Source organism: Alkalicoccus luteus (assembly GCF_012034335.1).
GTDB lineage: Bacteria > Bacillota > Bacilli > Bacillales > Salisediminibacteriaceae > Alkalicoccus > Alkalicoccus luteus_A.
Window position 1 is genome coordinate 21,230 of sequence record NZ_JAATHJ010000001.1, and the last position, 25,721, is coordinate 46,950.

The 25,721-nt window shown below is 50.7% G+C and carries 31 protein-coding genes; all 31 read left to right on the top strand.

The genetic code is table 11. The features are described from left to right. The first annotated feature begins 74 nt into the window (after window positions 1–74). The 31 genes from HCN83_RS00135 to rplO all read left to right on the top strand — a co-directional run bounded on the left by HCN83_RS00135 (window position 75) and on the right by rplO (window position 25,116). Window positions 75–677, top strand: a complete 603-nt coding sequence (locus HCN83_RS00135) for a class I SAM-dependent methyltransferase (protein WP_168004286.1) — start codon at window positions 75–77, stop codon at window positions 675–677. 360 nt (window positions 678–1,037) lie between these two features. Further along, window positions 1,038–4,583, top strand: a complete 3,546-nt coding sequence (gene rpoB / locus HCN83_RS00140; protein WP_168004287.1) for a DNA-directed RNA polymerase subunit beta — start codon at window positions 1,038–1,040, stop codon at window positions 4,581–4,583. Window positions 4,584–4,619: 36 nt separating this feature from the next. Then, window positions 4,620–8,237, top strand: a complete 3,618-nt coding sequence (rpoC, locus tag HCN83_RS00145) for a DNA-directed RNA polymerase subunit beta' (protein ID WP_168004288.1) — start codon at window positions 4,620–4,622, stop codon at window positions 8,235–8,237. Between the two features lie 113 nt (window positions 8,238–8,350). Further along, window positions 8,351–8,599 (top strand): 50S ribosomal protein L7ae-like protein, encoded by a 249-nt coding sequence (locus HCN83_RS00150; protein ID WP_168004289.1) that lies wholly within the window; start codon window positions 8,351–8,353, stop codon window positions 8,597–8,599. 111 nt (window positions 8,600–8,710) lie between these two features. Then, window positions 8,711–9,124: a 30S ribosomal protein S12 gene (gene rpsL / locus HCN83_RS00155; protein ID WP_168004290.1), complete on the top strand. Its 414-nt coding sequence runs from the start codon at window positions 8,711–8,713 to the stop codon at window positions 9,122–9,124. Window positions 9,125–9,171: 47 nt separating this feature from the next. After that, the gene (rpsG, locus tag HCN83_RS00160; RefSeq protein ID WP_168004291.1) at window positions 9,172–9,642 is read left to right on the top strand and encodes a 30S ribosomal protein S7; all 471 of its coding nucleotides are present in this window, start codon (window positions 9,172–9,174) and stop codon (window positions 9,640–9,642) included. Between the two features lie 96 nt (window positions 9,643–9,738). Further along, window positions 9,739–11,817, top strand: coding sequence for an elongation factor G (fusA, locus tag HCN83_RS00165; RefSeq protein ID WP_168004292.1), 2,079 nt, complete (start codon window positions 9,739–9,741; stop codon window positions 11,815–11,817). A 118-nt stretch (window positions 11,818–11,935) separates the two neighbouring features. Beyond that, the gene (gene tuf / locus HCN83_RS00170; protein WP_168004293.1) at window positions 11,936–13,126 is read left to right on the top strand and encodes an elongation factor Tu; all 1,191 of its coding nucleotides are present in this window, start codon (window positions 11,936–11,938) and stop codon (window positions 13,124–13,126) included. A 366-nt stretch (window positions 13,127–13,492) separates the two neighbouring features. Beyond that, window positions 13,493–14,326: a hypothetical protein gene (locus tag HCN83_RS00175; RefSeq protein ID WP_168004294.1), complete on the top strand. Its 834-nt coding sequence runs from the start codon at window positions 13,493–13,495 to the stop codon at window positions 14,324–14,326. A gap of 373 nt (window positions 14,327–14,699) precedes the next feature. After that, window positions 14,700–15,515 (top strand): hypothetical protein, encoded by an 816-nt coding sequence (locus HCN83_RS00180; RefSeq protein ID WP_168004295.1) that lies wholly within the window; start codon window positions 14,700–14,702, stop codon window positions 15,513–15,515. A 376-nt stretch (window positions 15,516–15,891) separates the two neighbouring features. Then, window positions 15,892–16,200 carry a 30S ribosomal protein S10 gene (rpsJ, locus tag HCN83_RS00185; RefSeq protein WP_168004296.1) on the top strand — a complete coding sequence of 103 codons (309 nt, stop codon included), beginning with the start codon at window positions 15,892–15,894 and terminating at the stop codon, window positions 16,198–16,200. Window positions 16,201–16,245: 45 nt separating this feature from the next. Then, window positions 16,246–16,875 carry a 50S ribosomal protein L3 gene (gene rplC / locus HCN83_RS00190; protein ID WP_168004297.1) on the top strand — a complete coding sequence of 210 codons (630 nt, stop codon included), beginning with the start codon at window positions 16,246–16,248 and terminating at the stop codon, window positions 16,873–16,875. Between the two features lie 26 nt (window positions 16,876–16,901). Continuing rightward, window positions 16,902–17,525, top strand: a complete 624-nt coding sequence (gene rplD / locus HCN83_RS00195; protein WP_168004298.1) for a 50S ribosomal protein L4 — start codon at window positions 16,902–16,904, stop codon at window positions 17,523–17,525. Next, window positions 17,525–17,815, top strand: coding sequence for a 50S ribosomal protein L23 (rplW, locus tag HCN83_RS00200; RefSeq protein WP_168004299.1), 291 nt, complete (start codon window positions 17,525–17,527; stop codon window positions 17,813–17,815). The genes rplD and rplW overlap by 1 nt, the downstream gene beginning before the upstream one ends. A 32-nt stretch (window positions 17,816–17,847) precedes the next feature. Continuing rightward, window positions 17,848–18,681 (top strand): 50S ribosomal protein L2, encoded by an 834-nt coding sequence (gene rplB / locus HCN83_RS00205; protein WP_168004300.1) that lies wholly within the window; start codon window positions 17,848–17,850, stop codon window positions 18,679–18,681. Window positions 18,682–18,741: 60 nt separating this feature from the next. Continuing rightward, window positions 18,742–19,020 (top strand): 30S ribosomal protein S19, encoded by a 279-nt coding sequence (gene rpsS / locus HCN83_RS00210; RefSeq protein ID WP_168004301.1) that lies wholly within the window; start codon window positions 18,742–18,744, stop codon window positions 19,018–19,020. 22 nt (window positions 19,021–19,042) lie between these two features. Beyond that, the gene (rplV, locus tag HCN83_RS00215; RefSeq protein WP_168004302.1) at window positions 19,043–19,384 is read left to right on the top strand and encodes a 50S ribosomal protein L22; all 342 of its coding nucleotides are present in this window, start codon (window positions 19,043–19,045) and stop codon (window positions 19,382–19,384) included. A 2-nt stretch (window positions 19,385–19,386) separates the two neighbouring features. Further along, window positions 19,387–20,046 (top strand): 30S ribosomal protein S3, encoded by a 660-nt coding sequence (rpsC, locus tag HCN83_RS00220; RefSeq protein ID WP_168004303.1) that lies wholly within the window; start codon window positions 19,387–19,389, stop codon window positions 20,044–20,046. Window positions 20,047–20,048: 2 nt separating this feature from the next. After that, window positions 20,049–20,483, top strand: coding sequence for a 50S ribosomal protein L16 (gene rplP / locus HCN83_RS00225; protein ID WP_168004304.1), 435 nt, complete (start codon window positions 20,049–20,051; stop codon window positions 20,481–20,483). Then, window positions 20,473–20,673, top strand: coding sequence for a 50S ribosomal protein L29 (gene rpmC / locus HCN83_RS00230; RefSeq protein WP_168004305.1), 201 nt, complete (start codon window positions 20,473–20,475; stop codon window positions 20,671–20,673). Before rplP ends, rpmC begins: the two co-directional genes overlap by 11 nt. 20 nt (window positions 20,674–20,693) lie before the next feature. After that, on the top strand, window positions 20,694–20,957 hold the full coding sequence (gene rpsQ, locus HCN83_RS00235) for a 30S ribosomal protein S17 (protein ID WP_168004306.1): 264 nt from the start codon (window positions 20,694–20,696) through the stop codon (window positions 20,955–20,957). Window positions 20,958–21,001: 44 nt separating this feature from the next. Then, window positions 21,002–21,370, top strand: coding sequence for a 50S ribosomal protein L14 (gene rplN / locus HCN83_RS00240; RefSeq protein ID WP_168004307.1), 369 nt, complete (start codon window positions 21,002–21,004; stop codon window positions 21,368–21,370). Between the two features lie 61 nt (window positions 21,371–21,431). Next, window positions 21,432–21,743, top strand: a complete 312-nt coding sequence (gene rplX, locus HCN83_RS00245; RefSeq protein WP_168004536.1) for a 50S ribosomal protein L24 — start codon at window positions 21,432–21,434, stop codon at window positions 21,741–21,743. Between the two features lie 30 nt (window positions 21,744–21,773). After that, entirely contained in the window at window positions 21,774–22,313 is a 540-nt protein-coding gene (gene rplE / locus HCN83_RS00250) for a 50S ribosomal protein L5 (RefSeq protein WP_168004308.1), read from the top strand. 29 nt (window positions 22,314–22,342) lie between these two features. Next, window positions 22,343–22,528 carry a type Z 30S ribosomal protein S14 gene (locus HCN83_RS00255; RefSeq protein ID WP_168004309.1) on the top strand — a complete coding sequence of 62 codons (186 nt, stop codon included), beginning with the start codon at window positions 22,343–22,345 and terminating at the stop codon, window positions 22,526–22,528. 28 nt (window positions 22,529–22,556) lie between these two features. Further along, window positions 22,557–22,955: a 30S ribosomal protein S8 gene (rpsH, locus tag HCN83_RS00260; protein ID WP_168004310.1), complete on the top strand. Its 399-nt coding sequence runs from the start codon at window positions 22,557–22,559 to the stop codon at window positions 22,953–22,955. A 31-nt stretch (window positions 22,956–22,986) separates the two neighbouring features. After that, a complete protein-coding gene (rplF, locus tag HCN83_RS00265; RefSeq protein ID WP_168004311.1) occupies window positions 22,987–23,523 on the top strand; it encodes a 50S ribosomal protein L6 in 537 nt (178 codons plus the stop codon). Between the two features lie 35 nt (window positions 23,524–23,558). Continuing rightward, a complete protein-coding gene (gene rplR / locus HCN83_RS00270; RefSeq protein ID WP_168004312.1) occupies window positions 23,559–23,921 on the top strand; it encodes a 50S ribosomal protein L18 in 363 nt (120 codons plus the stop codon). Between the two features lie 26 nt (window positions 23,922–23,947). Then, window positions 23,948–24,445, top strand: coding sequence for a 30S ribosomal protein S5 (gene rpsE, locus HCN83_RS00275; protein WP_168004313.1), 498 nt, complete (start codon window positions 23,948–23,950; stop codon window positions 24,443–24,445). Window positions 24,446–24,457: 12 nt separating this feature from the next. Further along, the gene (gene rpmD, locus HCN83_RS00280) at window positions 24,458–24,646 is read left to right on the top strand and encodes a 50S ribosomal protein L30 (RefSeq protein ID WP_168004314.1); all 189 of its coding nucleotides are present in this window, start codon (window positions 24,458–24,460) and stop codon (window positions 24,644–24,646) included. A gap of 29 nt (window positions 24,647–24,675) precedes the next feature. After that, complete coding sequence (rplO, locus tag HCN83_RS00285) at window positions 24,676–25,116, top strand: 50S ribosomal protein L15 (RefSeq protein ID WP_168004315.1); 441 nt, start codon at window positions 24,676–24,678, stop codon at window positions 25,114–25,116. The last annotated feature ends 605 nt before the right edge of the window (window positions 25,117–25,721 follow it).

Here is a 25,721-nt window from a genome sequence, read left to right on the forward strand (position 1 = left end):
TCCTGCGGGTTCTTTTTTACCATTCATGGCGGCACGCCGTCATGAGGCTGAATGCAAGGAAAGGAGCGGCAGATATGGCAGACCACTATTATTCAAAAAAGCCGTCGGCTGCAAGCAGTCCGCGCGAGCTGAAGGAGTCCGTCCTCGGTACGGAGCTCTCCTTTACGGTCGACAGCGGCGTGTTTTCCAAAGGAGGACTTGACTTCGGATCGCGTCTCCTGCTGGAATCGCTGGAGGAAGCAAAAGCAGAAGGGCGTCTGATTGATGCCGGCTGCGGCTGGGGACCAATCGGCATATTTGCAGCGGTATGGTATCCGGCACGCCCGGTGCTCATGGTCGACGTGAACGAACGTTCCGTCGAGCTGTCCCGCCGCAACGCCGATCGGAACGGGGCAACGAGGGCTGAAGTACGGCAGCAGGATCTGCTGGAAGGACTCGATGACGACAGCGCAGCGATGATCGTCAGCAACCCGCCGGTCCGGGCCGGCAAGGAAGTTGTCTTCCGGCTTTACGAGCAGGCATGGCGCGTTTTAAAGCAGAACGGCACGCTTACGATTGTCATTCAGAAAAAGCAGGGAGCGCCGTCAACGAAGGCGAAGCTCGAAGAACTTGGCTTCACCGTTGAAACGGCAGCTAAAAAGAAAGGCTATTTCATCTTCCGCGCAGAAAAACATTGACGCAGCAAAGGCCTTGTGTTAATGTTATTTAATGCGTATGAATATGAAAATAGGGCTCTTATGCACTTCTTTATCACAACGCCAGCTGCTTTTATAGAATTTGAATAGAAAACTGCGAAGAAAAAGGGTGGGAACATTAACTACAGTCGTCATCAACATGGATGCATGCCAACGACCTTAGTGCCCTTTTTTTCTTTGTTTCCAGAATCTGCACAAATCTTCCTGCACAGCAGCCTCGAAAAGCACGGCCTGTGATTCCTACAGCATATTCCACCGTAACACACATTATCAGTATACGATCAGTCAGGGGCTGTTTCAGTCTCTTGATGATAAAAACGTTAGGTTTGAGGGGTGAATGAGTTGACAGGTCAACTAGTTCAGTATGGACGCCACCGCCAGAGAAGAAGTTATGCACGAATCAATGAAGTTTTGGATCTGCCGAACTTAATTGAAATTCAGACGGCTTCTTATCAATGGTTTCTTGATGAAGGTATTCAGGACATGTTTCAGGACATTTCACCGATCGAGGATTTTACAGGAAACCTCGTTCTGGAATTTGTCGATTACAGCTTAGGGGAGCCTAAGTATCCGGTCGACGAATCGAAAGAGCGCGACGTGACGTATTCCGCACCGCTCCGCGTGAAAGTACGCCTGATTAATAAAGATACCGGAGAAGTAAAAGAACAGGAAGTATTCATGGGAGATTTCCCTCTCATGACAGACACCGGTACATTCATTATTAACGGGGCAGAGCGGGTCATCGTTTCCCAGCTCGTGCGTTCGCCAAGCGTCTACTTCAGCCAGAAGATGGACAAAAACGGCAAGCGCGGCTACACGGCTACGGTGATTCCGAACCGTGGAGCATGGCTTGAGCTGGAAACAGATGCCAAGGATGTTGTATATGTTCGCATTGACCGTACGCGGAAAATTCCGGTGACGGTGCTCCTGCGTGCGCTCGGTTTCGGCTCTGATCAGGAAATCATTGATCTGCTTGGAGAAGACGAGTATCTCCGCAATACGCTGGAGAAAGATAACACAGATGGTTCCGAAAAGGCGCTGCTTGAAATTTATGAGCGTCTCCGCCCTGGTGAGCCGCCGACTGTAGACAGCGCGAAAAGCCTGCTGGAGTCCCGCTTCTTTGATCCGAAGCGCTACGACCTGGCAAATGTCGGCCGCTATAAAATGAACAAAAAGCTTCATATTAAGAACCGTCTGTTCAATCAGCGCCTTGCGGAAACGCTCGTTGACTCGGAAACAGGCGAAATTCTTGCAGAAGAAGGCACGGTCATTGACCGGCGCGTCCTGGATAAACTCATTCCTTACTTTGAAGACGGGCTCTCGTTTGAGCGCCACAACCTGAACGGGGGCGTCATCGAAGACGAAGACGTTGATCTTCAGACAGTGATGATCTACTCCCAGAAGGATGGCGACGAAGAGCAGCCGGTCAAGATCATTGCCAACGGCGGCATTGATACGAAGATTAAAAACATCACGCCGGCTGATATCATTTCATCTGTCAGCTACTTCTTTAACCTGCTGCACGGAACAGGTCAGACCGATGATATTGACCATCTCGGCAACCGTCGTCTCCGTTCTGTAGGGGAACTGCTGCAAAACCAGTTCCGTATTGGACTTTCCCGAATGGAGCGTGTCGTCCGCGAACGTATGTCCATTCAGGATGCCAACATGATTACGCCGCAGGCGCTGATCAACATCCGACCGGTTATCGCGTCGATTAAAGAGTTTTTCGGAAGCTCCCAGCTGTCCCAGTTCATGGACCAGACGAACCCGCTTGCGGAATTAACGCATAAGCGCCGTCTGTCTGCGCTTGGACCCGGTGGTCTGACGCGTGAACGCGCCGGCTTCGAAGTGCGTGACGTTCACTACTCCCACTACGGGCGCATGTGTCCGATCGAGACGCCGGAAGGACCGAACATCGGTCTGATCAACTCGCTTTCCTCTTTTGCGAAAGTGAATCCATTCGGCTTTATCGAATCGCCTTACCGCCGCGTGGACCATGAGAAAGGACTCGTGACACGGGAAGTGGATTACCTGACAGCGGATGAAGAGGACAACTACGTCGTAGCGCAGGCGAACGCCAAGCTCGATGAAGAAGGCCACTTCGTGGATGAAAACATCATCTGCCGTTTCCGCGGGGAAAACATTATCGTGGCACGCGACCGCGTTGACTACATGGACGTATCGCCAAAGCAAGTAGTATCTGCTGCGACCGCGTGTATTCCGTTCCTTGAAAATGATGACTCCAACCGTGCCCTCATGGGTGCGAACATGCAGCGTCAGGCAGTGCCGCTTCTTGAGCCGCACTCCCCGCTCGTCGGTACAGGCATGGAATACGTGTCTGCTAAAGACTCCGGTGCTGCAGTCGTAGCCCGAAAGCCGGGCCGCGTCGAAAAGGTATCCGCCGACTTCGTGGACGTTCGTGAGCAGAAAACGATCGACGGCCGTGAAGTGGAAGGCGATGTTACCCGCTATAACCTGATGAAATTTGAACGTTCCAACCAGGGGACGTGCTATAATCAGCGCCCAATCGTCTCCGAAGGCATGATCGTGGAAAAAGGAGAAATCCTTGCAGACGGCTCTTCCATGGAAAAAGGCGAAATGGCACTCGGTCAGAACGTACTCGTTGGCTTTATGACGTGGGACGGCTACAACTATGAGGATGCCATTATTCTCAGCGAGCGTCTCGTCAAGGACGACGTGTATACGTCGATCCACATTGAAGAGTACGAATCCGAAGCCCGCGACACGAAGCTCGGACCGGAAGAAATCACGCGTGATATTCCAAACGTCGGGGACGATGCGCTCCGCAACCTGGATGAGCGCGGTATTATCCGCGTCGGTGCTGAAGTGAAAGACGGCGACATTCTCGTCGGTAAAGTAACGCCTAAAGGGGTTACGGAGCTGACAGCGGAAGAGCGTCTTCTGCACGCAATCTTCGGAGAAAAAGCACGTGAAGTCCGCGATACGTCCCTGCGTGCTCCGCACGGCGGCGACGGCATCGTGCTTGATGTGAAGATTTTCAACCGTGAAGACGGCGACGAGCTGCCGCCTGGCGTGAATCAGCTTGTACGTGTATACATCGTGCAGAAGCGTAAGATTCACGAAGGGGATAAGATGGCCGGACGTCACGGAAACAAAGGTGTTATTTCCAAGATTCTTCCGGAAGAAGACATGCCGTTCCTGCCGGATGGCACTCCAATCGACATCATGCTGAACCCGCTCGGGGTACCTTCCCGTATGAACATCGGACAGGTGCTGGAGCTGCACATGGGTATGGCTGCACGTCAGCTGAACATGCACATTGCAACCCCGGTATTTGACGGTGCGAACGAGGAAGATGTATGGTCCACGATCGAAGAAGCCGGTATGGCCCGCGACGGAAAAACCGTACTGTACGACGGCCGCTCAGGTGAGCCGTTCGACAGCCGTGTCTCCGTCGGCGTCATGTATATGATTAAGCTTGCGCACATGGTTGATGACAAGCTGCACGCCCGTTCCACAGGTCCTTACTCTCTCGTCACGCAGCAGCCGCTCGGTGGTAAAGCACAGTTCGGCGGACAGCGTTTCGGTGAGATGGAGGTATGGGCACTTGAAGCATACGGTGCTGCCTACACGCTTCAGGAAATTCTCACGGTTAAGTCCGATGATACGATCGGTCGTGTGAAGACGTACGAAGCAATTGTAAAAGGTGAAAACGTACCGGAGCCGGGTGTACCGGAGTCGTTCAAAGTTCTCATCAAAGAGCTGCAGAGTCTCGGTATGGACGTTAAAATGCTGTCCAGCAACGATGAAGAGATCGACATGCTCGAAATTGATGAAGAAGAAGATCAGGCGAACGATAAGCTGAACCTGAATCTGGAGTCAGGCGGAGAATCGAACGCGTAATCGGTGAATTCGAATGCTGAAAGGGAGGTTGGCCCCTTGATAGATGTAAATAACTTTGAATATATGAAAATCGGCCTCGCTTCCTCCGACAAGATCCGTTCTTGGTCCCGGGGAGAAGTCAAGAAGCCGGAAACGATCAACTATCGTACGCTGAAGCCGGAAAAGGACGGTCTTTTCTGTGAGCGTATCTTCGGTCCGACAAAGGACTGGGAGTGCCACTGCGGGAAATACAAGCGCGTCCGCTACAAGGGCGTTGTCTGTGACCGCTGCGGCGTGGAAGTAACACGTGCAAAAGTCCGCCGTGAGCGCATGGGGCATATTGAGCTTGCTGCCCCTGTCTCCCACATCTGGTACTTCAAAGGAATTCCGAGCCGTATGGGCCTCGTGCTCGATATGTCTCCGCGTTCCCTCGAGGAAGTGATTTACTTTGCTTCCTATGTTGTAACAGACACCGGCGACACACCGCTTGAGCTGAAGCAGCTGCTTTCTGAAAAAGAATACCGCAGCTACCGCGAGAAATACGGACGTTCGTTCACCGCTAACATGGGAGCGGAAGCGATCCGCCAATTGCTCGAGGACATTGACCTCGACAAAGAGGCGGCTTCCCTGAAAGAAGAGCTCGAAACAGCTCAGGGACAGCGCCGTACGCGTGCAATCAAGCGCCTGGAAGTGATCGAAGCATTCCGTCACTCCGACAATGATCCGGACTGGATGGTCCTCGATGTGCTTCCGGTCATTCCGCCGGAGCTTCGTCCGATGGTGCAGCTGGACGGCGGGCGTTTTGCGACGTCTGACCTGAACGACCTGTACCGCCGCGTGATCAACCGGAACAACCGTCTGAAGCGCCTGCTCGACCTCGGAGCACCAAGCATCATCGTGCAGAACGAGAAGCGTATGCTGCAGGAAGCAGTAGACGCCCTGATCGACAACGGCCGCCGTGGACGTCCGGTCACAGGACCAGGTAACCGCCCGCTTAAATCCCTTTCCCACATGCTTAAAGGGAAGCAGGGACGTTTCCGTCAGAACCTTCTCGGTAAGCGTGTTGACTATTCCGGCCGTTCCGTTATCGTCGTAGGTCCGCACCTGCAGATGTACCAGTGCGGTCTGCCGAAGGAAATGGCGCTCGAGCTGTTCAAGCCGTTCGTCATGAAAGAGCTCGTCGGTCGCGGTCTTGCACACAACATCAAGAGTGCAAAGCGCAAGGTAGAGCGCGTGAATCCGGAAGTGTGGGACGTGCTGGAAGAGGTTATCCGCGAGCACCCGGTGCTGTTAAACCGTGCACCGACGCTTCACCGTCTCGGTATCCAGGCGTTTGAGCCGACGCTCGTCGAAGGCCGTGCGATCAAGCTTCACCCGCTCGTATGTACAGCTTACAACGCTGACTTTGACGGGGACCAGATGGCGGTGCACGTACCGCTTTCCGCTGAAGCACAGGCCGAATCCCGCCTGCTTATGCTCGCTGCTCAGAACATCCTGAACCCGAAGGACGGCAAGCCGGTCGTAACACCTTCCCAGGACATGGTTCTCGGTAACTACTACCTGACGCTCGAGCGTGAAGGCGCAATCGGTGAAGGCGGCGTTTTCAATAATCCGAACGAAGTACTCACCGCTTACCAGAACGGCTACGCGCATCTTCATACGCGCATCGCGCTGCCGGTAAGCTCTATAGATAAAGACAACTTCCGTGAAGAATTCCAGAACCACCTGCTGCTGACGACAGTCGGTAAGGTGATCTTTAACGAGATTCTTCCAAAGTCCTTCCCGTACGTGAACGAGCCGACGTCGGAAAACCTGGAGATTGAAACACCGGAACGGTTCTTCGTCCCAGGCACGACGGATATAAAGGAGCACTTTAAAAACAGCGAGCTTGTAGCGCCGTTTAAGAAAGGCTTCCTCGGCGACATCATTGCGGAAGTATTCAAGAAATTCAAGATTTCCGAAACGTCCGTCATGCTCGATAAGATGAAGGCGCTCGGTTTCTATTACTCCACGAAAGCCGGTATTACGGTAGGGGTATCCGACATCGTCGTACTCGAGGACAAGCAGGAAATCCTCGACGAGGCTGAGGAAAAAGTATCCAGAATTTCGAAGCAGTTCCGCCGTGGTCTGATCACGGAGGAAGAGCGCTACGATAAAGTCATTGAAGTATGGAGCAAAGCGAAAGATGTGATCCAGGAGAAGCTTCTCGGCACGCTGGAGAAGACGAACCCGATCTTTATGATGAGTGACTCCGGTGCCCGTGGTAACGCCTCAAACTTTACGCAGCTTGCGGGTATGCGTGGTCTGATGGCGAACCCGTCCGGACGAATCATCGAGCTTCCGATCAAGTCCAGCTTCCGTGAAGGCCTGACGGTACTCGAGTACTTTATCTCCACTCACGGTGCCCGTAAAGGTCTTGCCGATACGGCACTGAAAACAGCGGATTCCGGTTACCTGACACGACGACTCGTTGACGTGGCTCAGGACGTCATTATCCGTGAAACAGACTGCGGCACGGACCGCGGACTGGAAGTAAAGGCGATCACAGAAGGTGCTGAAGTGATCGAAAGCCTGTACGACCGCCTAGTCGGCCGTGTATCCTTCCAGAACGTGTATCATCCGGAAACAAACGAGCTGCTCGTCGGCCGTAACGAAGATATTTCAGAAGACGTTGCGAAGGTCATCGAAGAATCAGGCATTAAAACGGTTCTGATCCGCTCTGTCTTCACATGTGATACGAAACACGGTTCCTGTAAGCGATGCTACGGACGCAACCTGGCGACAGGCGCGGAAGTGGAAGTCGGCGAAGCAGTCGGCATCATCGCGGCCCAGTCAATCGGTGAGCCGGGTACCCAGCTCACGATGCGTACGTTCCACACAGGCGGCGTAGCCGGGGATGACATCACGCAAGGTCTTCCTCGTATTCAGGAAGTATTCGAAGCGCGTAACCCAAAAGGTCAGGCTGTTATTTCCGAGATCGAAGGTAAGGTTACGGATATCCGCGAAGCGAGCGAGAAGAAAGAAATCGTCGTTTCCAACAAGCTTGAAACGCGCACGTATACGGCTCTGTTCGCAGCCCGCTTTAAAGTGGAGATCGGCGATGAAGTGAAGCCTGGTCAGGAACTGACAGAAGGTTCCATCGATCCGAAGGAGCTTCTCACTGTCTCCGGTGTACACGGCGTACAGGAATACCTGCTGCGTGAAGTACAAAAGGTTTACCGTATGCAGGGTGTTGAAATCGGCGATAAGCACGTCGAGGTCATGGTACGTCAGATGATGCGCAAAGTACGCGTGATCGATGCCGGTGACACGACGGTGCTGCCTGGATCCCTCGTGGAAATCCACCAGTTTAACGACGTTAACCGCGAGATTCTTCTGCGCGGAGGCCGTCCTGCAACTGGCCTGCCGGTTCTGCTCGGTATCACGAAAGCATCACTCGAAACGGATTCGTTCCTGTCCGCTGCATCCTTCCAGGAAACGACACGTGTTCTCACCGACGCTGCCATCAAAGGCAAGCGCGACGAACTGGTCGGCCTGAAGGAGAACGTCATCATCGGGAAGCTTGTACCTGCCGGAACCGGCATGCAGCGCTACCGTCAGATGAAGCACGTCGACACGAGCGAGCCGGAAGAACAGTCGTTTGAAGAAGTAACGGTGCCAGAAGAAGAAATGTAGGATCACCTGGCCGGGCACAGCACAAAATTCCCTTCAGGAAAGTGTTGACACTGCCCGGCCCCGGTGATACTATATCTAAGTGTGCCAAATACCTGATGCTTTGGAGGATGACGATGTCTTATGAAAAAGTAGCACAGGCAGCTGAGAAAGTGGTCGGCACGAAACAAACTTTAAAAGCACTGGAAAGTGAACAGGTTAGGGAGCTCGTCGTTGCAGAAGACGCCGATCAGGAAGTGCTTGCAAAAGCACTCGAAACAGCACGGGAATTAAACGTTCCTATCTCTTATGCCGATTCGATGAAGAAACTCGGCAGAGCGTGCGGAATTGATGTCAACGCAGCGATCGTAGCAATTAAAAAATGAAAAAAGTTTTGGCTGTATTCTTATAGGTGCAGCGAAAACTTTCCTTTTACCCATTTGTGAACCACCTGGACCAGTGGGCTTGCATTTTGAGATCAGAAGGGAGGAAACATCATGCCTACAATTAACCAGCTAGTACGTCAGGGACGCCAGTCTAAAGGGAAGAAGTCTGACTCTCCTGCACTTAACAAAGGTTATAACAGCTACAAGAAGCGCCAGACAGACGAAGCTTCTCCACAGAAGCGCGGTGTCTGCACGCGTGTTGGTACTATGACTCCGAAGAAGCCGAACTCGGCCCTTCGTAAGTACGCACGTGTACGTCTGACAAACCAGATTGAGGTGAACGCCTACATCCCTGGTATCGGACACAACCTGCAGGAGCACAGCGTTGTGCTTATCCGCGGTGGACGAGTAAAGGACCTTCCTGGTGTGCGTTACCACATCGTGCGCGGTGCACTTGACACTGCAGCAGTTGACGGTCGTATGCAGGGCCGTTCCAAGTACGGAACAAAGCGTCCTAAGAAATAAGTCGCTGCACGTAAGCAGCCGAATCATATTGAAAGGAGGGACCTTTAATGCCTCGTAAAGGACCAGTACCTCGCCGAGATGTATTAGCAGATCCTATCTATAAATCTAAGCTTGTGACACGCCTGATCAACCGCATCATGATCGACGGTAAGAAGGGTGTCGCACAGAAGTCTCTTTATGCAGCTTTCGACCTCGTCCGCGAACGATCCGGCAAGGATCCACAGGAAGTATTCGAAGAAGCGCTGAAGAACATCATGCCAGTACTTGAAGTAAAAGCACGCCGTGTCGGTGGTGCCAACTATCAGGTGCCGATCGAAGTAAAGCCTGACCGCCGCACCACGCTTGGTCTCCGCTGGCTCGTGAACTACGCGCGCCTCCGCGGTGAGAAGACGATGGAAGAGCGTCTTGCTAACGAAATCCTCGACGCAGCTAACAACACTGGCGCAGCCGTGAAGAAGCGTGAGGAAACACACAAAATGGCAGAAGCGAACAAAGCATTCGCTCACTACCGCTGGTAGGATCCACTGTCATGATAAACCTGCAGCAGAGGCGGAGTGTTCTTCGCCTTTGCGGCAGTCAATCAAATTCCGATTCACAGGAAGGAGAAAAGACACATGGCACGAGAGTTCTCCTTGGAAAAGACTCGTAATATCGGGATCATGGCTCACATTGATGCCGGTAAAACGACCGCAACCGAGCGTATTCTTTTCTACACAGGACGTATCCATAAAATCGGTGAAACGCATGACGGCGGTTCTCAGATGGACTGGATGGAGCAGGAGCAGGAGCGTGGAATCACGATCACCTCTGCTGCAACAACAGCCCAGTGGGAAGGCCACCGCATTAACATCATCGATACGCCAGGTCACGTAGACTTCACAGTAGAAGTTGAACGTTCCCTGCGTGTACTCGACGGTGCAGTAGCCGTACTTGACGCCCAGTCCGGAGTTGAACCACAGACTGAAACGGTTTGGCGTCAAGCTACAACGTATGGCGTACCTCGTATTGTTTTCGTCAACAAGATGGATAAGCTTGGTGCAGACTTCATCTACTCTCTCGGAACGCTTAAAGATCGTCTAGGTGCAAACGCTGCAGCAGTTCAGCTGCCAATCGGTGCGGAAGATGACTTCGAAGGAATCATCGACCTCGTCGAAATGGAGGCGTTCTACTACCTGGATGACCAGGGCACGCGCACAGAAGCACGCGAAATTCCGGAAGAGTACAAAGCACAGGCTGATGAATATCGTGAGAAGCTTGTTGAGGCCGTATCCGACCTTGACGAAGATCTCATGATGCTCTATCTCGAAGGTGAAGAGATCGACACGCCAACGCTCAAAAAAGCAATTCGTACAGCAACATGTAACGTAGAATTCTATCCGGTACTCTGCGGTTCCGCATTTAAGAACAAAGGTGTCCAGCTTCTTCTTGATGCTGTTATTGACTACCTGCCGGCTCCGACAGACGTTAAGGATATTGAAGGTCACATCCCGGACACAGAAGAGCAGGTTGTCCGCAAGTCCGGCGACGATCAGCCGTTCGCGGCACTCGCCTTCAAGGTTGCCACGGATCCGTTCGTTGGTAAGCTGACATTCTTCCGCGTTTATTCCGGTACCGTTAACGCAGGTTCCTACGTAGTGAACTCTACAAAGGGCAAGCGTGAGCGTATGGGCCGTATTCTTCAGATGCACGCCAACCACCGTGAAGAGATCCCGACTTGTTACTCCGGGGACATCGCAGCAGGTGTTGGTCTGAAGGACACATCTACAGGAGATACACTCTGTGACGAAAAGAATCTCGTTATTCTTGAGTCTATGGAATTCCCTGAGCCGGTTATCCACCTTTCCGTTGAGCCTGCTTCTAAAGCAGACCAGGACAAGATGGGTATGGCACTCGCCAAGCTGGCAGAGGAAGACCCTACTTTCCGCACGCACACAGACGACGAAACGGGTCAGACGATCATCGGTGGTATGGGTGAGCTTCACCTCGACATCATCGTTGACCGCATGAAGCGTGAGTTTAAAGTGGAAGCAAATGTTGGTGCGCCTCAGGTATCTTACCGTGAGACAATCCGACAGGCTGCAAAGTGTGAAGGTAAGTTCGTCCGACAGTCCGGTGGACGCGGTCAGTTCGGTCACGTTTGGATCGAGTTCTCTCCAAACGACGAAGGCGGCGGATTTGAATTCATCGACAACGTTGTCGGTGGTGTCGTTCCACGTGAGTATATCGGTTCTGTTGAACAGGGCGTAAGAGAATCCCTTGAAAACGGTATGCTTGCAGGATATCCGGTTGTTGACGTAAAAGCACGTCTTTACGACGGTTCCTACCACGATGTCGACTCCAACGAGATGGCGTTTAAGGTAGCAGCTTCCCTCGCACTGAAGGAAGCTAAGGGCAAGTGCAGCCCGGTTCTGCTTGAGCCTGTTATGCGCGTCGAAGTTGTTATCCCGGAAGAGTACATGGGTGACATCATGGGTGACATTACGTCACGCCGCGGACGCGTAGAAGGCATGGAAGCACGCGGAAACGCACAGATCGTTAAGGCGATGGTGCCGCTTGCTGAAATGTTCGGTTATGCAACTTCCCTGCGTTCCAACACACAAGGCCGTGGACAGTATACGATGCACTTCGATCACTACGAAGAAGTTCCAAAGAGCATCTCTGAGGAAATCGTAAAAAAGTCTTCCGGTAGATAAGTACGGTCGTTGTCACTGTTTTCGTTTTGTTGTAAGCTAGAAAAGGTGACAGATGCGCTCTTCACCTTTTCAAATAGAAATAAAAATAACTCTACTATATGTAAGGAGGATTTCGATCATGGCTAAAGAAAAATTTGATCGTTCCAAAACGCATGCGAACATTGGTACAATCGGTCACGTTGACCACGGTAAAACAACACTGACTGCTGCTATCACTTACGTACTTCACAAGAAGTCCGGTAAGGGTACTGCAATGGCGTACGACCAGATCGATGGTGCACCAGAAGAGCGTGAGCGTGGAATCACTATCTCCACTGCACACGTAGAGTACGAGACTGATTCTCGTCACTACGCACACGTTGACTGCCCAGGTCACGCCGACTACGTTAAGAACATGATCACTGGTGCAGCACAGATGGACGGAGCAATCCTCGTTGTATCTGCTGCTGACGGCCCAATGCCACAGACGCGTGAGCACATTCTGCTTTCCCGTCAGGTTGGTGTACCTTCCATCGTTGTATTCCTGAACAAAACGGACCAGGTTGACGACGAAGAGCTTCTCGAGCTCGTAGAAATGGAAGTACGTGAGCTTCTTTCCGAGTATGACTTCCCAGGAGACGACATCCCAGTCGTTAAAGGTTCTGCTCTTAAGGCTCTCGAAGGTGACGAAGAGCACGAAAATGCAATCCTTGAACTGATGCAGCAGGTGGATGACTACATCCCAACACCTGACCGCGACAAGGATAAGCCATTCATGATGCCTGTAGAGGACGTATTCTCTATCACAGGCCGTGGTACAGTAGCAACTGGCCGTGTTGAGCGTGGACAGCTTAACGTTGGTGACGAAGTTGAGATCATCGGTCTTGCTGAAGCTCCATCCAAGACTACTGTAACTGGTGTTGAAATGTTCCGTAAGCTTCTTGACTACGCTGAAGCTGGTGACAACATTGGTGCACTGCTTCGTGGTGTATCCCGTGACGACATCAACCGTGGACAAGTACTTGCTAAGCCAGGTTCTATCACTCCACACACAAAGTTCAAAGCAGAAGTTTACGTTCTGTCTAAAGAAGAAGGTGGACGTCACACTCCATTCTTCACTAACTACCGTCCACAGTTCTACTTCCGTACTACGGACGTAACTGGTGTTACTCACCTTCCAGAAGGTGTAGAGATGGTTATGCCTGGTGACAACGTAGAGATGACTGTTGAACTGATCTCCCCAATCGCGATTGAAGAAGGTACTAAATTCTCAATCCGTGAAGGCGGACGTACAGTAGGCGCAGGCGTCGTTGCTGAAATCACTGAGTAATTGAATGACTAAATGCGGATCTTGATCCGCATCTCCAGCCGGGCAGGCTTACCTGCCCGGTTTTTTTGTGGATTCCTTTGCCAATGTCAGACAATGTTTGCCATTTATATTTGTAAATAATTTCTACGAGAATGGTCTTTACCTATTTCTTGTGGTGGATTACTGTTTATGCTGGAAGGCAGGGTTCCGCTTATATGATCATGCCGCTAAGTATTCAAGAAGTTAAAGAATGGCGGAGTTCGCATCTTTTCTCGGGGCCCGCTAACCTGCATCAAATAAAGCAGATCTATTTCATACAAGTTTACAAATCAAACGGTTATTTGTTAGCATTGGAAACGAATTACAAATAAAAAGGGGCGTCCAAATTTGCAGAAATACATACAATCATCCGCTCTCCTTTCACTGGCTTTCCTAACTGCATGCGGTGAAGGAGAAAACGCAGAATTAAACGAAGGACAATTAGAAGACGATCAGAATAATATCGAAGCTATGGCTGATGAAGAGAATGCAGGTGAAGAGGGGCAGTTATCTTATTTTGATGAACTGAGAAATAGAACATATGACACGCCGGAGTCGTATTTAGATGAAGAAAAGTATCGATCTATCGAAGAAACGTTGCGAAATTTGAATCTTCCTGAAAAGGGGAAATCGATTGAGGGTGACCTGATCGTTTATGAGAACGGTTTTGAATTTGAGCGGGAAACGAAAGTAGCCACACACGGACATTTGCCGTCACCGGAATTTCATCAAAGGGATCCTGAAATTCCTGAAGCAAGTCAGGCGGTAGGCTTAATGATGAAACGCGCAAGTATTAGTTATGACTCATTTAACACACCATCCGGTGAATTTGGCCTGCCCCTAAACGGCGGCACAGATTATTACGGTGAATATATAACGGAACCAATGGGGACATTCGAAACAGAGCAAATCGAAGAAGAAGGACGGCCAACTGAAATCATACATTACGGTTGGGACGCTATCCAAAATACTTCTATAAATATTAATCGTGAGCTCTACGAATTGGAACAACATTATAAGAGTGAAGAATATCAATTGATTCATGAATGGTCATACGAGACGCGCCATCTTTTATATAGAGCAGTAACAAATAATGCTGAACAATATGAAACGGGTTTTGAATACTATGAACTTGCGGTTGAAAACATTGAACGTATGAATGAAATTATTGAATCCTTATAAGATTCTTGTCCGCTGTCAATTTTGGCAGCGGATTTATATGTAAGAAGCTTAGCAGCGTATAAAAACAGGCAGGCATGTTGAAAACTAGAATGAAAAAGTAAAGCTCGGGGCTTCAAAAAGAACGTAACGGGAACGGAAAGTAACACAGCTCGTCCCATAATTAACTTTCGCGGACCCAATTGTCACTTGCGCAACACAAGCGGACCGATATAACGAAAAAAGTGACACAAGAAGCTGCAAATCTAACTTAACGCTTCTCAAAACGAACAGAAGCTTGTCTGCTCACGATCGACAGGCGGGCGGAGCATCAGCCTTCGATGGTCACAGCTACTTGCGTTTGTTCAAACAATTCAGCTCAAAAAGGAGAGATACGATGCCTGACTTACAAGCACATTACCTGCGAACGGCGCGCACGTTTCAAAAGATCGGAACCGCCTGCATGATTGCGGCGCTTTCCCTGGCAGGCTACTGGACGCTGAGCGGCTGGCCGGTCGAGCTCGAGCCGCTCGTTCTGTTCATCACGCTTGCCTTAGCAGGACAGGGACACTTCATCGCTGCTGCTGTAAAGAAGCGGCGAGCAGCACAAATTCTCACCACTGTTCCAGAGGTGCCACCCGCACTCGATCAGGAGAGACGAATTATGCTCGTCCCCGCCGTGCACTGGCTCCAGAACATGCACTACATCACGATGGACGGAGAAGGGGCGGCGATCGTCCGGGAGCAGGCAGATGGATTTAAGAAAATAACGACAGCTGCGCTTCACCTGCTTGGCCTGCGTCCCTATTTACAAAAAAGAATCCTCGTTGAAAACCAGCAGGGCGTCATGTACCGGCTTGAAAAGAAGCGCGGTTTGCGTCAGTACACGTATCTTTACGACCAGCACGGGACGAAGCTTGGCTCCTATAAAATGAACGTCTGGAACGTAACGCGACGCTACACCACGTTCTACAATGCAGAGGGTGAGCCGATCGGCGAGAGCGACGGCGGGTTCAGCGGCACGCAGTTCAAGGTGAAAAATGGGGCAGGGGTCGTGCTGATCGACGTTCGCCATGACGGCATCCCGGCCGAGGCGCTGCACTTATTTGCCGGTACGCGAGGTGACATTCTGCAGTTCCATGAGGATCCCGCCGAGCTGCATCCAGTTCACCTGCTGGCTCCGGCTTTGATTCAGCTTCACTACCGTTCTTGACGAGTTTCTTCTATAAAATAGCCGTCCTCTGGGAAGGATCTGTCCGAGGTTTGGTTAAACTACACAAAAACGCCTTTATTCCGCTCTTAATAACTATCAGAAAATTCCGCCCTTCGTAATTTGTGAAATTACATCAAATACCCCTTGAAATCAGCGTTTCGAGGCTGTATACTACACAAAGTGTGGCTGTAGAAATAAGCGTAAAAAGCATTGCGTATACAGCGCGTTTCCTGTATACTATACAATGTTGGTCACAGAAAGGCTTTGATTCGGGAGGTTACCGACACACCCGATCCCGTTGCCATGGATCGGCTGGCGGAAAATTTCCGAGGAGCAAGTCTATTTCCAAAAATGGGCGAAAAAAGGAGGTAAAAAAATGGCAAAGCAAAAGATTCGTATTCGTTTAAAGGCGTATGATCACCGCGTACTTGACGCTTCTGCTGAGAAGATTGTTGAGACTGCCAAGCGTTCAGGTGCCGGAGTAGGCGGTCCTATCCCGCTTCCGACAGAACGTTCTGTATACACAGTCCTTCGTGCGGTGCACAAGTACAAGGATTCCCGTGAGCAGTTCGAAATGCGCACGCACAAGCGTCTTATCGACATTCTTGAGCCGACACCACAGACAGTTGATGCGCTGATGCGTCTTGACCTGCCGTCTGGTGTGGACATTGAAATCAAGCTTTAATTTGTTTATATAAAAATATTTAATTAATAACAGGAGGTGTGACGGATGACCAAAGGAATCTTAGGAAAAAAGCTCGGCATGACGCAAGTTTTTACAGAAGCCGGTGAAGCAGTGCCTGTCACTGTAATCCAGGCGGAGCCAAACGTTGTGCTTCAGAAGAAGTCAGCAGAAGGCGACGGCTACGAAGCGATTCAGCTTGGTGCTTTTGACCAGAAGGAAAACAACCAGAACAAGCCGAGAAAAGGACACGCTGCTAAAGCAGACACAACGCCTAAGCGCTTCGTGAAGGAAATCCGCGACGCTGACACAGCTGAACTTGAGGTTGGTCAGGAAGTCAAGGTAGATGTATTTGCTGAGGGAGATATCGTAGACGTCACTGGGAAATCTAAAGGAAAAGGTTTCCAGGGTGCGATCAAGCGACACAATCAGTCCCGCGGGCCAATGTCCCACGGTTCTCACTACCACCGCTCGCCAGGTTCCATGGGGCCTGTTGACCCGAACCACGTACGTCCGGGTAAACTGCTTCCAGGACGCATGGGCGGAGACACTGTAACCGTTCAGAACCTTGAAGTTGTAAAAGTTGATGCAGAGCGTAACGTACTGCTCGTTAAGGGTAACGTACCTGGCGCAAAGCGCAGCTTTGTAACTGTTCAGTCTGCTGTAAAAGCTAACTAATTTCGGATAAGAAAGGAGGAGCCCCGATGCCTAAAGTAACTCTGTACAAACAGGATGGCTCACAAGCCGGCGATATCGAGCTGGCAGAAGGCGTATTCGGTATTGAACCGAACGAAAACGTACTTTATGAAGCTGTAATCATGCAGCAAGCATCACTTCGTCAAGGAACACATTCTACTAAAAACCGCTCGGAAGTACGCGGCGGTGGACGTAAGCCTTGGCGCCAGAAAGGAACAGGCCGTGCACGTCATGGTTCTACTCGTTCCCCAATCTGGGTAGGAGGCGGTGTAGCGTTTGGTCCAACACCACGCAGCTACGCATACAAGCTTCCAAAGAAGCAGCGTCGTCTTGCACTGAAATCCGCTCTTTCTTCAAAGGTAAACGAGAATAACATTCTTGTCCTTGAAGAGCTGAGCTTCGAAGCTCCAAAAACGAAGGAAATGAAAGCTGTACTCGCAGGTCTTTCTGCTAACACGAAGACACTGATCGTAACAGCGGACGAAAACGAAGCAGTAGCACTGTCCGCCCGTAACCTTCCAGGAGTAACTTCTGTAAAAGCTTCCGGTGTAAACGTACTGGATCTTCTCAAGCACGAGAAGCTCGTTATTACACAGGATGCTGTTAAACAGGTAGAGGAGGTGCTTGCATAATGGCTAACGCACGCGATATTATTAAGCGCCCGATCATCACAGAAAACTCTGCTGAGCTGATGGAGCACAAGAAGTACACGTTCGAAGTTTCCCCATCAGCAACAAAGCCTCAGATCCGCGCAGCGGTTGAAGAGATCTTTGGCGTGGAAGTCGAGTCTGTCAACACGATGAACTACAAAGGTAAGTTCAAGCGTTTCGGACGTCACAGCGGCTATACCCGCAAGCGCAAAAAAGCAATTGTACAACTTTCTGCAGACAGCAAAGAACTCGAATTCTTTGAAGGTGCGTAAATAAAACGTCTTAACGAAGGAGGGAAAAGCTCATGGCTATCAAAAAGTATAAACCGATTACGAACGGCCGTCGTTTCATGACAACTCTTCAGAACGAAGAACTCACGACCGACAAGCCGGAAAAATCACTGCTTGCTCCGCTTTCGAAAAAAGCCGGACGCAACAACCAGGGACGCCTGACAGTACGCCACCAGGGCGGCGGTCATAAGCGTCAATACCGTGTCATCGACTTTAAGCGTGACAAAGATGGAATTCCAGGCCGCGTTGCTACGATCGAATACGATCCGAACCGTTCTGCGAACATCGCACTGATCAACTATGTTGACGGTGAGAAGCGCTACATCCTTGCGCCAAAAGGCATCAAGGTTGGAACTGAAATCATGTCCGGTAAGGATGCCGATATCAAAGTCGGAAATGCACTTCAGCTGAAGGACATTCCGGTAGGTACGATCATCCACAACATCGAGCTCCGCCCAGGAAAAGGTGGACAGCTTGTACGTTCTGCAGGAGCTGAAGCACAGGTTCTCGGACGCGAAGAAAAGTACGTTCTCGTACGTCTGCGCTCCGGTGAAACACGCCTCATCCTTGGAACTTGCCGTGCTACTGTCGGCCAGGTCGGCAACATTGAGCACGAGCTTGTTACAATCGGTAAAGCAGGCCGTTCCCGCTGGATGAACAAGCGCCCGACTGTACGTGGTTCTGTAATGAACCCGAACGATCACCCACACGGTGGTGGTGAAGGCCGCGCTCCAATCGGACGTCCTTCTCCAATGTCTCCATGGGGCAAGCCGACTCTTGGTTACAAGACACGAAACAAGAACAAAGAGTCCAACAAATATATCGTGCGTCGTCGCCGTAAAAAATAACGGGGTTGTCCTACGGTTCTCACGGAGAGCCGTAGCGCAATCGCGAAGGGAGGTACCATTATGGGTCGCAGTTTGAAAAAGGGACCATTTGTAGATGATCATCTGATGAAGAAGGTAGAAGCACAGGCTGATTCCAGCAACAAGAAGGTAATCAAGACCTGGTCCCGCCGTTCTACAATTTTCCCACAGTTCATCGGTCACACGATCGCTGTATACGATGGCCGGAAACACGTGCCGGTTTACGTTCAGGAAGACATGGTAGGCCACAAGCTTGGCGAATTCGCGCCAACGCGTACGTACAGGGGCCACGCTTCTGACGATAAGAAAACACGACGTTAATAAAGAGGGGAGGTACTGACTCATGGAAGCCAAAGCAGTAGCAAAACAAGTACGTGTTGCTCCTCGCAAAGCTCGTCTGGTCGTTGACCTGATCCGTGGCAAGGAAGTTGGAGAAGCAATCTCCATTCTGAACCACACGCCGAAAAAAGCATCCCCTATTGTAGAGAAGCTTTTGAATTCAGCGATCGCGAACGCGGAGCATAACTACGAAATGGAGCCGGACAACCTCGTCGTTGCTCAGGCATTCGTAGACGAAGGAGTTACACTCAAGCGGTTCCGTCCAAGAGCACAGGGACGCGCAAGCCGTATCAATAAGCGTACGAGCCACATCACATTAGTGCTAACAGAAAAGAAGGAGGGATAAGTGTGGGTCAAAAAGTAAATCCTCATGGACTGCGTGTCGGCGTCATCAAAGACTGGGAGTCCAAATGGTATGCTGATAAAGACTATGCTGATCTGCTTCACGAAGATATCCGCATCCGCGACTATCTCGAGCAGCGTCTCAGCGAAGCGTCCGTTTCCACGATTGAAATCGAACGAGCGGCAAATCGTGTGAACGTTACGATCTATACTGCCAAGCCAGGTATGGTTATTGGTAAAGGCGGTTCTGAAGTAGAAGTACTTCGCAGAACACTCAACCAGATGACTGGCAAGCGTGTTCACATTAACATTAATGAAATCAAGAAGCCTGATATGGATGCAACACTCGTTTCTCAGAACATTGCACGCCAGCTGGAAAGCCGTATTTCTTTCCGCCGCGCAATGAAGCAGTCCATGCAGCGCACAATGCGTTCAGGCGCAAAAGGTATCAAAACAGAAGTATCCGGACGTCTCGGCGGAGCCGATATCGCCCGATCAGAATCATACAACGAAGGTACTGTTCCACTTCACACACTCCGTGCTGACATCGACTATGGTACTGCAGAAGCAGATACTACGTACGGCAAGCTCGGTATTAAAACTTGGATCTACAAGGGTGAAGTCCTTCCAACTAAAGGAACGAACGCAGAGGAAGGAGGAAATTAATCATGCTAATGCCTAAACGTGTTAAATTCCGTCGCGAGCACCGTGGTAAGATGCGCGGACGAGCTAAAGGCGGAACGGAAGTATCTTTCGGTGAGTATGGTCTTCAGGCAGTTGAAGCTTCCTGGATCACAAACCGTCAGATCGAAGCTGCGCGTATCGCAATGACGCGTTACATGAAGCGTGGCGGTAAGGTATGGATTAAGATCTTCCCGGACAAGCCTTACACTGCCAAGCCGCTAGAAGTCCGAATGGGTTCCGGTAAAGGTTCTCCTGAAGGCTGGGTAGCAGTCGTAAAGCCAGGGAAGGTAATGTTCGAGATCGCCGGTGTATCAGAAGAGGTTGCACGCGAAGCACTTCGTCTTGCAAGCCACAAGCTGCCGATCCGTACGAAAGTAATTAAACGTGAAGAAGTGGGTGGTGACGCAAATGAAAGCTAATGAAATCCGCAACCTAACCACTGCAGAAATTGAACAGAAAGCCACTTCTCTTAAAGAAGAGCTTTTCAACCTTCGCTTTCAGCTTGCGACTGGTCAGCTGGATAACCCGGCTCGCATCAGCGAAGTGAAGAAGTCAATCGCACGAGCTAAGACCGTACTACGCGAGCGCGAACTCGGTATTGCGGAATAGTCCCGAGAGGAGGAATTACCGTGGAACAACGTAACAACCGTAAAGTTTACGTAGGCCGCGTGACATCTGACAAGATGGATAAGACAATCACTGTTTCCATCGAGTCCTACAAGATGCACCCGCTGTATAAAAAGCGTGTTAAGCACACGAAGAAATATAAAGCGCACGATGAGAACAACACTGCAAAGGTGAACGACATCGTCCGCATCATGGAAACCCGCCCGCTTTCCAAAGACAAGCGCTTCCGCCTTGTTGAGGTAGTGGAAGAGGCCGTAATCATCTAAGCACGCAATAGCGTCTTCGCATCCGAAGGGAGGTAAAGGAATCTATGATTCAACAGGAAAGCCGTTTAAAAGTAGCTGATAACTCCGGTGCCCGTGAAGTACAGTGCATTAAAGTACTCGGTGGTACAGGCCGTAAGACTGCGAACATCGGTGACGTAATCGTCTGCTCTGTAAAGCAGGCAACACCTGGTGGCGTTGTCAAGAAAGGTGAAGTAGTTCGTGCCGTAATTGTACGCACTCGCAGCGGTGCGCGCCGTCCGGACGGATCTTATATCAAGTTCGACGAAAATGCAGCTGTTATCGTACGTGACGACAAGAGCCCACGAGGAACTCGTATCTTTGGACCGGTTGCACGTGAACTGCGTGAAAACAAGTTCATGAAGATCGTTTCTCTGGCGCCGGAAGTACTGTAAGAACGTATAGAGATCGGAAACAACCGAGTAAAGAGGAGGTGCCCTCATGTCCCAGGCGAAACTGCACGTAAAAAAGGGAGATAACGTTAAAATCATCTCCGGTAAGGATAAAGGCAAAGAAGGAAAAATCCTTGAAGCCTATCCGAAGAAAGACCGCGTTCTCGTGGAAGGCGTAAACATGGTAAAGAAACACGCTAAGCCATCCCAGACGAACCCACAAGGCGGAATTCTTAACCAGGAAGCGCCTATTCACGTTTCCAACGTCATGGTAATTGACCCGAAGACGAACGAGCCGACACGCGTTGGTTTCAAAGTCGAAGACGGCAAGAAAGTACGTATTGCTAAAAAATCCGGCGAAGCGCTTGATAACTAAGCAGCCGGCTGCTGAAAGGAGGTTCATTCAATGAGTCGTTTGAAGGAAAGATTCAATCAGGAAATCACACCTTCTCTGAAGGAGAAGTTTGAATACTCTTCCGTAATGGAAGTACCGAAGCTCGAAAAGATCGTTGTAAACATGGGTGTCGGTGACGCTGTACAGAACTCCAAGGTGCTTGACAAAGCAGTGGAAGAGCTCGCAACGATCACTGGTCAGAAGCCGCTTGTAACGAAGGCGAAGAAATCCATCGCAGGCTTTAAAGTCCGTGAAGGAATGCCAATCGGTGCGAAAGTTACACTGCGCGGTGAGCGTATGTATGACTTCCTCGACAAGCTTGTCTCTGTATCTCTTCCACGAGTGCGTGACTTCCGTGGGGTATCGAAGAAAGCATTTGACGGAAGAGGCAACTACACGCTCGGCGTGAAAGAGCAGCTGATCTTCCCAGAGATCAACTATGATGATGTAGACAAGGTCCGCGGAATGGATATTGTCATTGTAACAACTGCCAACACAGACGAAGAAGCTCGTGAGCTTCTCACACAGTTCGGTATGCCGTTCCAAAAATAAAACTCTTATAAACGAGAGGAGTGAAGACCTTGGCGAAAAAATCGATGGTCGCTAAACAGAAGCGTACGAAAAAGTTTGGTGTACAAGAGTACTCCCGCTGCGAACGCTGTGGACGCCCTCACAGTGTATTGCGCAAATTCAAGCTCTGCCGTATCTGCTTCCGTGAACTTGCACACAAAGGTCAAATTCCGGGCGTCAAAAAAGCTAGCTGGTAATTCCGCTTAAAGGAAGGAGGTAACTACGATGGTCATGACAGATCCTATTTCTGATATGCTAACCCGCATCCGCAACGCGAACATGGTGCGTCACACAAGCCTGGAGCTCCCGGCTTCCAACATGAAGAAAGAAATCGCAGACATCCTCAAGCGCGAGGGTTTCATCCGCGATTACGAATCCGTTGAGGACAACAAGCAGGGTATGCTGCGTATTTTCCTTAAGTATGGTGCTAACAACGAAAAGGTTATCACTGGTCTTAAGAAAATCAGCAAGCCTGGCCTGCGCGTTTATGCAAAGTCTGACGAAGTACCACGTGTACTCGGTGGACTCGGTATTGCAATCATTTCGTCATCTACTGGCGTTATCACAGATAAAGAAGCACGACAGCAAAAAGTCGGCGGCGAAGTAATCGCCTACGTCTGGTAATCCACTACGTAATAGAACGGAGGTGTCACGTATGTCCCGAGTTGGTTTAAAACCGATCGAAGTTCCATCTGGAGTTGAATTTAAGCTTGATGGCACAACTGTAACCGTGAAAGGCCCTAAAGGGGAACTGACACGTGAAATGCACGAAGCCATGACAATCAAGCACGAAGATAACACGATCACAGTCGAGCGTCCTTCCGATCACAAGGAGCACCGTTCCCTGCACGGTACAACGCGCAGCCTGATCAGCAACATGATCGAAGGTGTTTCCAAAGGATACGAGAAGAAGCTTGAGCTCGTCGGTGTCGGTTACCGTGCACAGAAGACCGGCAACAAGCTGGTTCTGAACGTAGGCCTGTCCCACCCGGTAGAGTTTGTTCCGGAAGACGGTCTCGAAATTGAAGTTCCTGCCAACACGCAGGTAACGGTAAAAGGAATTGACAAGGAGCGCGTAGGCGCACTTGCTTCCAACATCCGTGCCGTACGTATTCCAGAGCCTTACAAAGGCAAGGGAATCCGCTACGAGGGCGAGTACGTTCGCCGTAAGGAAGGTAAGACAGGGAAGTAAGCCCTGAATTAACGGAAAGAAAGGACTGACGTTCGATGATCACGAAGACTGCTAAGAACGCGGTACGTAAGAAAAGACACGCCCACGTTCGTCGTTCGATCACAGGCACAGCTGAACGTCCGCGTTTGAATGTTTTCCGTTCTAATAAGCACATCTATGCACAGCTGATTGATGACGTTGCAGGCGTCACAGTCGCGAGTGCTTCCAGCTTAGATACAGAACTTAACGTTGAAAACGGCGGAAACAAAGACGCTGCTCGCCAGGTCGGAGAACTTGTAGCGAAGCGTGCCATTGATAATGGCCAGGAAACGGTTGTATTTGACCGCGGCGGCTACCTGTACCACGGTCGAGTTAAAGAACTTGCAGACGCTGCGCGTGAAGCCGGCCTCAAGTTTTAATCAACGGAATAAAGGAGGGAAACACATTGCGTATCGATGCAAGCAAACTGGAAATTGAAGAGAGAGTTGTCACGGTCAACCGTGTCGCGAAGGTAGTGAAAGGCGGACGCCGCTTTCGCTTCGCAGCACTCGTTGTTGTAGGCGACAAGAACGGACATGTCGGTTTCGGTATGGGTAAAGCACTTGAAGTGCCGGAAGCGATCCGTAAAGCAATTGAAGAAGGCAAGAAAAACCTGATTCAGGTGCCAATGCAGGGAACAACGATCCCTCACCAGATCACAGGCCAGTTCGGTGCAGGCTCTGTCCTTCTGAAGCCAGCTTCTGAAGGTACTGGAGTTATTGCCGGCGGACCAGTCCGTGCGGTACTTGAACTTGCAGGTGTAGGTGACATCCTTTCCAAGTCACTAGGTTCCAACAACCCTATTAACATGGTACGTGCAACAATGCAGGGTCTGGAAAGCCTGAAGAGCCCTGAAGAGGTTGCTAAACTACGCGGCAAATCTGTTGAAGAGTTGCTAGGTTAAGGAGGGATTGACATGGCAAAGAAACTCGAAATTACCCTCACCCGCAGCCTGATCGGACGTCCTGAAGATCAGCGCGTGACTGTGAAGACTCTCGGTCTTGGCAAAGTCAACAGCACTGTTGTTCAAGAAGACAACGCTGCAATGCGCGGGATGGTAAACAAAGTATCCCATCTCATTAAAGTTAACGAGATCGAAGCGTAAGACACGAAAAAACCTGAGGAGGTGTCATCATGCAACTTCACGAACTTAAGCCTGCTGTCGGGTCCCGCAAAGAGCGCAAGCGTAAAGGCCGTGGTATCGCAACTGGTAACGGTAAAACAGCCGGTCGCGGACACAAAGGTCAAAACGCTCGTTCCGGAGGCGGTGTACGCCCTGGTTTCGAAGGTGGACAGATGCCAATCTTCCGCCGTCTGCCTAAGCGAGGGTTCAAAAACCCTAACCGCGCAGAGTACGCTGTAGTGAACCTGGAAACACTGAACCGTTTCGAAGACGGAACAGAGGTTACACCGGCTCTGCTTGTGGAAACAGGCGTAGTGAAAAATGAAAAGAACGGCATCAAGGTGCTTGGCAACGGCAGCCTTGAGCGCAAGCTTACTGTTAAGGCAACTAAATTCTCCGGATCTGCAAAAGATGCAATCGAAGCAGCCGGCGGAACTGCTGAACTCGTTTAATCACCCGTTCACGCATCTTCCGGCAGGCTGAGGGCTTTTGCCTTCACCTGCAGCGCTCACGTCTTTCGAAATCGGTGCCCCATGCCCCTGAAGGTTCAATTTGCCGCCAAGGAGCGGGGAGATCGACGCCTTCGGGCTGCACCTTTCGGGATAGGGCGCGTCAATGACCTTCCTTGCCGTTCAGACGGCAGCGGAGGAACAGGTCGCAGGAAAGCTGGCACAAGTGACAAGAGACAGGCAGAATGTGATCGTCTTTTGACAACCGCATATGCTGTTTTAGCAGCAGGTCAGGCGGATCCAGAGAGGGATCATCATTCTCCTCGTTGCTGGGATTGCTGCTGGGATTCCGAATGGAGTTACCTGTGAATGTAACGCTATTCGAAGGCGCAGGAGATGCCATATAAAAGCACCTCGTTACTGTGCCGCTGAGCCGGTACTGTCAGCGGTCTTTACAGAATAGGGCTTTTGGAAGATGGAAATACCTGTTCAGCGCGCCGTACGATTCGGCGGGCAGACCGGACTGCCGGAGCCCGTAATCCGTCCCGGAAACAAGGACGCAGGATCAGCACGTGTTTATTCTCTCGTTTAACTTTCCACGGAATACG